This window comes from uncultured Methanobrevibacter sp. (genome assembly GCF_900314695.1).
Taxonomy (GTDB): domain Archaea; phylum Methanobacteriota; class Methanobacteria; order Methanobacteriales; family Methanobacteriaceae; genus Methanocatella.
In genome coordinates this window covers 48898-57524 of the sequence record NZ_OMWD01000015.1, presented here as the reverse complement: position 1 = coordinate 57524, position 8627 = coordinate 48898, and the positions used below count along the sequence as shown (strand labels likewise).

The window sequence follows — 8627 nt, the reverse complement described above, 5'->3', positions numbered from 1 at the left end:
ACATATATCTGGCTAATCAAAGAAATACTAATTTTACATCAAGAAATCACATCGATGTGAAATTTCAAGTGAAAAAAATTCTAGGATTTCAACATTGCCATTTTTTGTAAAAAATTTTTTTCTTAAAAATTTATATATCTATTTATTCAATATTTAAATGATTAACGTAGTGGGTGGATATATGCGATATATTAATAAACAGGATTTATTGATTGTTGCTAGAAACTGTGGATTATTGATGATTGGTATTGGAGCAATGTGTTTAGTTCCAATAATTATTGATTTGATATTTTTGGAGTTTAATGCGGTTTATTTTCTAATGCCTGCTACTATATCAATTGTCGTTGGTTTGATTTTCATAAAAGGATTGGAAAAATATTCAATTAATAAAATACGTATGAAGCATGCCATGATGATATCGTCTTTGTCTTGGATTTGGGCATCTTTTATCTGTGGATTGGTACTTTATTTTGTAACTGGTATAGGCATCGTTGACAGTATTTTTGAATGTATGTCTGCATTAACTGGCAGTGGAATTACAATATATCCTGATGTCGAAATTCTACCATATAGCATACTATTTTTTAGAGCACTGCAACAATGGATTGGTGGTTTGGGAGTAATTGTTATGATAATTGCTATTCTAACAAAACCTGGTGTCATGTCATCCAAACTATATCAATCTGAAGCTCGTGAAGAGAGAATTAAACCATCAATAAAAGCCACAATCAAACAAATCATCAAAATTTATTTAATATTTACTGTTTTGGGAATTGTTTTATATTCTCTTGCTGGAATGCCTCTTTTCGATTCCATTTGTAATACATTTTGCATTATTTCCACTGGTGGTATGAGCGTAAAAAATGCGAATATTGGATTTTATCAAAATGACCTGATATATTTCATTACGATTTTTTTGATGATATTGGGTGCAACAAGCTTTTTGGTTCATTATAATATTATCAAGACACGGGGAAAGTCATTAATTCAAGATATGCAGTTTAAAGCATTAATCTCTTTGATTGCGGTTTCAACTTTCCTGATATATGTAACATCCAATATTGTTCCTATGGACAATCTGTTTACGGTAGTTTCTGCCGTTACAACAACTGGGGCAAGTATTCAAAGTGCAACTGTCATGGGTGGGTGGCCACCATTTACGATATTCATTATAATGATGTTAATGCTTATTGGGGGTTCTACAGGATCTACTGTCGGTGCACTTAAGTTGATGAGGGTTATTACCTTTTTTAAAGGAATATATAGAAATTCACGTGAAATATTGTCTCCAGTGGGTAGTGTTGTTCCTTTGCCGAAATCCGACCAAAAGCTCACTGAAGAAATTGTAGCGCAAAGTGGAAATTATATAACACTTTATTTCATGTGTATTTTAATCACTTGGTCGTTATTAAGTTTATATGGTCATGACCCTTTTAATTCATTGTTTTTCACAATGTCCATGCAGGGTAACGTTGGTTTGGAAATAGGACAAATTTCACAAACAATGGAATGGCCATTAAAGATTATCGGCATGTTTAATATGTTGAGTGGAAGATTGGAAATTTATCCATTATTGATTACTATGAGGGCAGTATTTGAAATCTTTAAAAGATGAAGTTTTTTCAATATTTTTGTCATGGTGTTTTAGATATGATGTAAAAGTGATTTAATATGTGTTATTATGAAATCTTTTAAAACAATGGGTATGAGGTATAAATTGTTTAATTTGTTCTATTCTTTTTTTTTTGAGTTTTGTCTAAAACAATTTTTTAATTCTTATGCATCGTAGATATTGTCTCTTTTTATTTTATTACCTTTTTTCCCAATTGGATTAATTCATTTAAGTGTTATTTCATTTGACCAAACATTTTGTTTAATTGGTATGAATTCTTGTTTTCATTCTCTATTATTGCTTTTGAAAATAACCAATACTTTATATTATATTAAACCAAATTTTATTTTATGAAATTTAAAATAATTGATGATTTAGCAATATTTTTCGACAATACTATTCCTGAAAAGTATTTGTCCAAATTACAGGAATTTTTACTGAGTGGAGCTATTTTTACTGATGCAACTAAAGTTTTGGCAATGATTGTAATTTTCATTATAATCTCTGAAATTGTTTTGGCATTAACATTGGCAGTTCTAAACTTTCCGGTGTCACTATTGATTTTACCATTTTTCGTAATTCCTGGCCTTTTCACATATGTTATTGTCCAACAGGAAAAAAGAGCACAGGAAATCGAAAAAACTGCACCTGACTTTTTAAGGCAACTTTCAAGTATGCTGCAGGTCGGACTCAGTTTTGAAAATGCAATGGAAGACATGTCACAGTATGGTGAAGGGCCGCTATACGATGAAATGAGAAGGGCAATCGTTGAAATTCGTATGGGTAGGAATTTTGATGATGCATGGCAAGCCATGGCAAAACGTCTAAAATCTAAAGAATTGGAGCGAATTTTTAACATTATTTTAGATGGTCGTAAAAGTGGATCAAGCGTATCTGGAGTACTTTTTGAGGTATCGGATGATTTGAGGGACTTGCTTGCATTAAAACGTGAGAGGAAATCAACTGTAATGATGTCAGTCATGTTCCTTTTAATTTCGGCAATTGTGGCAACTCCTTTTGCGATAGGTATGGTTGGAGTTTATTCTGGGTTTATGCAAAATTATGGTATGGAATCAGAAATTGTTTTGACTGCTCCTGTAGCGGGCGAGATTTATTTGATTATTCATTCTATTTTGGTAGCTTTCATTATCAGTTTGATTATGTATGGCGAGTTTAAAAAAGGAATTAAGTTTTCACTTCCATTGGTGTCTGCATCTTTTGCTATTTTTTATATGGTAACAACATTCGGTGGAAGTATGTTTGTGGGGGGATTTTAGTGGATAAAAGCGGTCAAACGTCTGCAGAATTTATATTACTTTTTGGAGGAATAATGGTTGTGGTTTTGCTGGCAATTTACATGTATAAAAATTATATGTCTGATTTAAGCGGACAAATAGATTCAAAAGAAGTAAAAGAGTTTAATAATGAGTTAAGAAATCTCGAGAGATACTTTAAAAAAATTTGATTATTCATTTTTAGTTAATATAACTCGTTGATTGGATAATTATAGATATGATTAACATTATAGTGACTTGCGATACCTATTTTATATTCTTCAATACTGAAAAGATTAAACTTAAGATTATCTTTATCATTTTTAAGTTTAATGTCTTCACTCATAAGTATTTCAAAGCTGTCAAGGTCTAAATTAAATCCTAAACCAGTGTATTTCATATAACTTTCCTTCAAAACCCAATAATTGAAGAATTCATCAATTGGTTTTGGGGAGTTCATGATGTTTTCATATTCGCTGTTGAAGAAATAATGTTTGGCTATATTTAAATCAATTGTAGGGTCATTAAATTCGATGTCTGTACCTACAGGTTTATCGGATATTGCACAACAAATCATGTTTCTCGAATGACTTACATTAAAATGGATATTGTCATAGTTGGATATGTATGCTTTACCATATTTTTCAGTTTTGATTATGGGATCGGTAATGTTTTCTTCATTCAGTAATTTCATAACCAAAAGATAAACTCCGCAGCTGAGTTTTTTGTCCTTATCAAATCGGTAAAAATCGATTTTGCTCTTTCGATTAGTTGAAACTAATTCATAACCTCTTTTCAAATCAAGGTTTTCTACATTGGTATAAGCTAATTTAATCATGTTTCTCTAAAATTAACAATGTCATATCGTCAAATTGTTCTTCATTTTCACTAAATTCGTCAATATCATGCATTAATTGGGATATGATTTTTTGATCTAATTTACGTGAATTTAAAAACTCAATTAGGCGTTCTTCACCATACAATTCTTCATCATGATTATTTGCATCAGTAATTCCATCAGTGTATAGAACTAACCCTTTTGCAACGTCAGTTTCTTCTGTTACAAATTCATAATTTTCCATAATGCCTAAAACAATTCCAGTATCTGTATTTAAAAATTTAAATTCTTTATTTTGATATATTATTGGTGGATTGTGTCCTGCATTTGAGAATTTAAGTTTATTGGTTTTTTTATTAAAAATTCCTAACCATAATGTTATAAACATCATTTCGGTGTTATTTTCACATAGTTGGTTGTTAAGAATATATAATGCTTTTGCAGGATCTTTTTCAGTTTTCAATATTAGTTTTATTATTGCTTGAGTAATAGTTGAAAGAAGAGCTGCAGGAACTCCTTTTCCTGATGCATCACCAATCACCACGGCAACATGTTCATCATCAATTTCGTAATAATCGTAAAAGTCACCACCAACTTCTTTAGCTGGTTTTGAAAATCCAAAAACACTCAAATCTTCTTCATCCATTTTTTCAGTTGGCCAGCTTGCTTTTTGGATTTTTTCTGCAATTTCAAGTTCTGCTTTAATTCTTTCTTTTTCACTTTCAATTTTATGAATATTTTCGATATAATGGTTATTGTACTTTATTAAATCAGTATAACTTCTTGCAAGCAGTCCAATTTCATTTTCTTCATCAGTATATTCAGAATAAATATTAATCAAACCATCTGATTCAATTTTTTCTCCTTTTTTAATGAAATCTTTTATTTTTGAAAAGGATATTGTTGGTCGGATAACCTTACGTTCCACATATCTTAAAACAATTAGACATGGGATGAAGAAAAACAAGGAAAGTGCATCTGCGAATACTAATAGTATCACAAAGGCATCCGAATTAGGAACAGGGAGATACTCTATAAGCACATATCCAAAAGTAGTACTTTCGGATATTGTCATTGCAAAGATTAAAATAATTAGTGTTACAATAAGAAATGAATCCATAATTTTTTCAAGAATAGATGTGAAGTTAACCTGATGAATTTTTGAAGTCATCGGTTTTGTGAAAAAAGAATATAACAAAATCAAAACAATCATTGTTTCACACATTAGAATGTGGTGGGAATCAATCTTTATTGTATAATCTGCAATTATGATAGTTGCAATAGAAATGATTAATAATAAAACAATTGCTAAATATAATTTTTTATTCAATTTTCTATTTGATAATTTTGGGGTATGAATAAAGTTGATTTTTCTGGAAATCCATATTCCAATAACACCAAACATGAATCCAAAGTTGACATAGTTTAAAAAGTATCTAAAAAATATGTATGAGCTTGAAGCTAATCTAGGATATGTGATTACGAATAATATTTTGGTGAGTATTCCATACAATACTCCAGATAACAGTAGTAAAACTAGAAATTTAGATAAATAATGCGTATTGATTAGCCTAGGACTTATAATTTTTGATTTTTTGTGAAATGGTTCGTACCATAACATATATGACAAATAGGAACTGCCGAAAGTAACCATGGCAGATATTATCATTGTTTCTGGAGAATAACCCCTAATCGAATCACAAATCATATTCCCTATAGTTGCACCAGCTGCTCCGTAGGGTCCAAGCAACAATCCACAAGCAAATATCAAACCTAAATATGCATTTAAACCAGCACCAAAATTTTGTGATCCGCCAACATAATAATAGGCACCCAAATCTAGAATAATCATCAGTATTAAGGGTATTAGAGTTTTTTTTAATTTGGATTTCATTATTCCACTTTTTTAATAATTTTCAGATGATTTTCACCATTTTTATATTCATAATGCAAGTCATCTGCCATCTGTTTTGTTAAATATATTCCTAATCCCCCAATATTTGCATCATCAATATTGTCCGGGAAGTCAGGATTTTCTTTTAAAAGGGGATTAAATTCTATTCCATTATCAATAAACACCATTGTTAATGTCGAATCATCATAGTCAGCATTGACTTTAATATAATCACTATTGGAATAATTAACGATATTTGCAAAAATCTCTTCAATAATCAATTCAATTTGAAAGTCCTGTTTTTGAAGAATACCTTCAATAAATTCATTTAGTTTATATAATTCTTTAATATCTAAATTTAGGGTTATGGATTTCATTTTATCATAGTTATTGTGCTAAGTTTTTCATTATTTTATACTATGTGTTCTTACTATTATTAACTTTATGCAATTTTTTGAAAATTTGTTAATCATGAGGTTGTCTAACTTAGGGATTTTTTTCATTGTTTTCATATTTTCTATGATTTCTTAAAATATTTCTGATGCATTTTAAATAGTTAGAATATCTAAATTATAATTGACAATGAAATGGTTTCTAAAACTTTTTCAACAGTAAAAGAGGGCTAATTAATTAAATAATTGTCAAACCTTTTGGAAGATGGAATTCAAGGTAATGCATGCTCTTTAAAGTCAAATGTTTCAGAGTGAGAATCATTAATTTCCATAGGGTGGGAATAGTTATATTTTTGGTTGTGATATGATGGATATGTTAATAGGTGGAAAGCATATTTCCAGTGAAGATTTGGTTGATGTTGTAAATCCCTATAATGGTGATGTAATTGATACAGTTCCAATTGCGCATAGGCAAACTGCAGATTTAGCTATTTTGGAAGCTAATAATGCTAAAAGTTTTCTTCAAGAAATGTCTGCTTTTAAAGTTTCAAATAAATTATTCAATGTTTGCGATAAATTAAAAGATAATCGTGAGGATTTTGCAGAGTTACTAACTCTTGAAGTTGGAAAGCCAATAAATGAATCTCTTGTTGAGATGGACAGGTCTATTGAAACATTAAAACTTGCAGCCGAGGAGGCAAAAAGAATTTATGGTGAAAGTGTACCTTTGGACGCAGGTCTTAACGGTAAGGGATTTTTTGCCTTCACTCAAAAAGTTCCATTGGGTGTTGTTGCAGCCATCACTCCATTTAATTATCCTTTAAATTTAACAATTCACAAAATTGCACCTGCAATTGCATGTAAAAATACGGTAATCATAAAACCCCCAACAGAAGCACCATTAACAGTAATGAAATTTGCGGAATTGTTAAATGAAGAGTTTCCTGATGGTGTTGTAAACACTGTAACTGGATATGGCTCTGAAATTGGAGATTATCTGGTAACTTCTGATGATGTTAATAAGATATCGTTCACTGGAAGTGTAACGACCGGATTGATGATATCTCAAAAAGCAGGAATGAAAAAAGTTACTTTGGAACTTGGTGGAAATGATCCATTGGTTGTTTTAAAAGATGCAAATATGGATAATGCAGTTAAAGGTGTTATTAATGGGGCTTTTCTAAATGCAGGTCAGGTGTGCATGGGTGTTAAAAGAATAATAGTTGATAATGAAATAGCAGATGAATTCTGTGAAAAATTGGTTTTGGAAACAGAAAAATTAGTCATGGGAAATCCTTTGGATGATTCAACTACGTTAGGCACATTAATTAATGAAAAAGCTGCAATTCAAGTTGAAGAAAGTGTAAACAATGCTGTTAATGGTGGTGCAAAAATATTAACTGGTGGAAAAAGAGATGGTGCTTTTTACCAGGCAACAGTGCTTGACAATGTCACACATGATATGGATTTAGTTATTAATGAAACATTTGGTCCTATTGCACCGATTATTCGTGTTAATGGGGTTGATGATGCTATAAAAATGGCCAATGATACTGAATATGGTCTTCAAGCTGGTGTATTCACTGAAAACTATTACTCTGCAATGAAATGTGCAAATGAAATTGAAGCCGGAACAGTATTTGTTAATAAGCAGTCAACATTCAGAACTGATAACATGCCGTTTGGTGGATTTAAAAATAGTGGTGTTGGAAAAGAAGGAATAAAATATGCTGTGGAAGAAATGACAAAAACCAAATTAATTGGTTTGAATTTAAGATGAACTTCTGGCATATTTCATTATTTTTTTTTGATTTTTTTTACTATTAATGGCTTATTAATTTGGTGGCGCTGAAAACAAATTATTAAAGCTATTTTAAATAATTTTCAACAAGGTTACGTGTTTCGTTAAGGGATTCCATTGGTATGCCCTTTGGCATTGCTCCAAGTTCGCCTTCAACGTCTTTGAGGATACTTCCATTCATTCCTAAAAACATTCCTTCACTTACTATGTCGCTGAATGCTTGTGGTGGGAGCAGGGAGACTCCAACTTTATTGTCGTCTTTAACATTCAAATCATTAGTTACAACTGTTATGGCTCTTTTTCCAAGGTTAACATTACATAACATGAGATTGTCATTTTTGGGATGTTGTGTAACGCTCATTACTTCTCCAACTTTAATGTCAATGCCCATGATTGGATCATTAATGGGACCTAATGCCAAACGCTCTTTTAAGCCGATGATGGTGTCAAGGAAAAATCTGACCTTCGCAATATTTTCCTGTGTTTTTTCCTTTTCGTCCTTTGGAGCATTGCTTAAAAACTTTTTATTCCAATCGTCTCCGCCTAAATATTCAATAATCTTTAAAGCCTTTTCTTTTAAGCTAGCAACATCTGGTGAGTTTACCAATTCGTCACCTTCTAGATAGGAATATGTTAATGATTGGAAATCACTATTCATCTGTTTTCCTAAATCAATAGCTTGTTTTTTATTCCAGCTTCCTCTAAATGAAGCTGTTGGAATTAGATTTAAATAATTTTCTCTTGCTTTGCTTGCTACTAAAATTCTATAATCTTTAGTTGTATCCCACATTTGAAGTCCTCTTTTAATTCTAACTA

The 8627-nt window shown here is 30.9% G+C and carries 8 protein-coding genes; 4 read left to right on the top strand and 4 right to left on the bottom strand.

Annotated features, from left to right (window positions below):
* Window positions 1-181 precede the first annotated feature (181 nt).
* The 3 genes from QZN45_RS06550 (at window position 182) to QZN45_RS06540 (ending at window position 3077) form a co-directional block, all read left to right on the top strand.
* Window positions 182-1615: a TrkH family potassium uptake protein gene (locus QZN45_RS06550; RefSeq protein ID WP_292606783.1), complete on the top strand. Its 1434-nt coding sequence runs from the start codon at window positions 182-184 to the stop codon at window positions 1613-1615.
* 347 nt (window positions 1616-1962) lie between these two features.
* Window positions 1963-2889 carry a type II secretion system F family protein gene (locus tag QZN45_RS06545; RefSeq protein ID WP_292606785.1) on the top strand — a complete coding sequence of 309 codons (927 nt, stop codon included), beginning with the start codon at window positions 1963-1965 and terminating at the stop codon, window positions 2887-2889.
* On the top strand, window positions 2889-3077 hold the full coding sequence (locus QZN45_RS06540; protein ID WP_292606787.1) for a class III signal peptide-containing protein: 189 nt from the start codon (window positions 2889-2891) through the stop codon (window positions 3075-3077). The genes QZN45_RS06545 and QZN45_RS06540 overlap by 1 nt, the downstream gene beginning before the upstream one ends.
* Window positions 3078-3091: 14 nt before the next feature.
* Here QZN45_RS06540 and QZN45_RS06535 read toward each other — a convergent pair whose 3' ends face one another.
* Genes QZN45_RS06535 through QZN45_RS06525 form a run of 3 tightly spaced genes read right to left on the bottom strand, consistent with a single transcriptional unit; the run spans window position 3092 to window position 5995 of the window.
* Window positions 3092-3724: a 4'-phosphopantetheinyl transferase superfamily protein gene (locus QZN45_RS06535; RefSeq protein ID WP_292606789.1), complete on the bottom strand. Its 633-nt coding sequence runs from the start codon at window positions 3722-3724 to the stop codon at window positions 3092-3094.
* Window positions 3717-5618 carry a PP2C family protein-serine/threonine phosphatase gene (locus tag QZN45_RS06530; protein ID WP_292606791.1) on the bottom strand — a complete coding sequence of 634 codons (1902 nt, stop codon included), beginning with the start codon at window positions 5616-5618 and terminating at the stop codon, window positions 3717-3719. Before QZN45_RS06530 ends, QZN45_RS06535 begins: the two co-directional genes overlap by 8 nt.
* Window positions 5618-5995: an ATP-binding protein gene (locus QZN45_RS06525; RefSeq protein ID WP_292606793.1), complete on the bottom strand. Its 378-nt coding sequence runs from the start codon at window positions 5993-5995 to the stop codon at window positions 5618-5620. The genes QZN45_RS06530 and QZN45_RS06525 overlap by 1 nt, the downstream gene beginning before the upstream one ends.
* 382 nt (window positions 5996-6377) lie before the next feature.
* On the opposite strand from QZN45_RS06525, the gene QZN45_RS06520 reads away from it, so the two are divergent.
* Window positions 6378-7790 (top strand): lactaldehyde dehydrogenase, encoded by a 1413-nt coding sequence (locus tag QZN45_RS06520; protein WP_292606934.1) that lies wholly within the window; start codon window positions 6378-6380, stop codon window positions 7788-7790.
* A gap of 88 nt (window positions 7791-7878) precedes the next feature.
* Here the strand turns inward: QZN45_RS06520 and QZN45_RS06515 are convergent, their stop codons facing one another.
* Window positions 7879-8601: a tRNA-binding protein gene (locus QZN45_RS06515; protein WP_292606795.1), complete on the bottom strand. Its 723-nt coding sequence runs from the start codon at window positions 8599-8601 to the stop codon at window positions 7879-7881.
* Window positions 8602-8627: the final 26 nt, after the last annotated feature.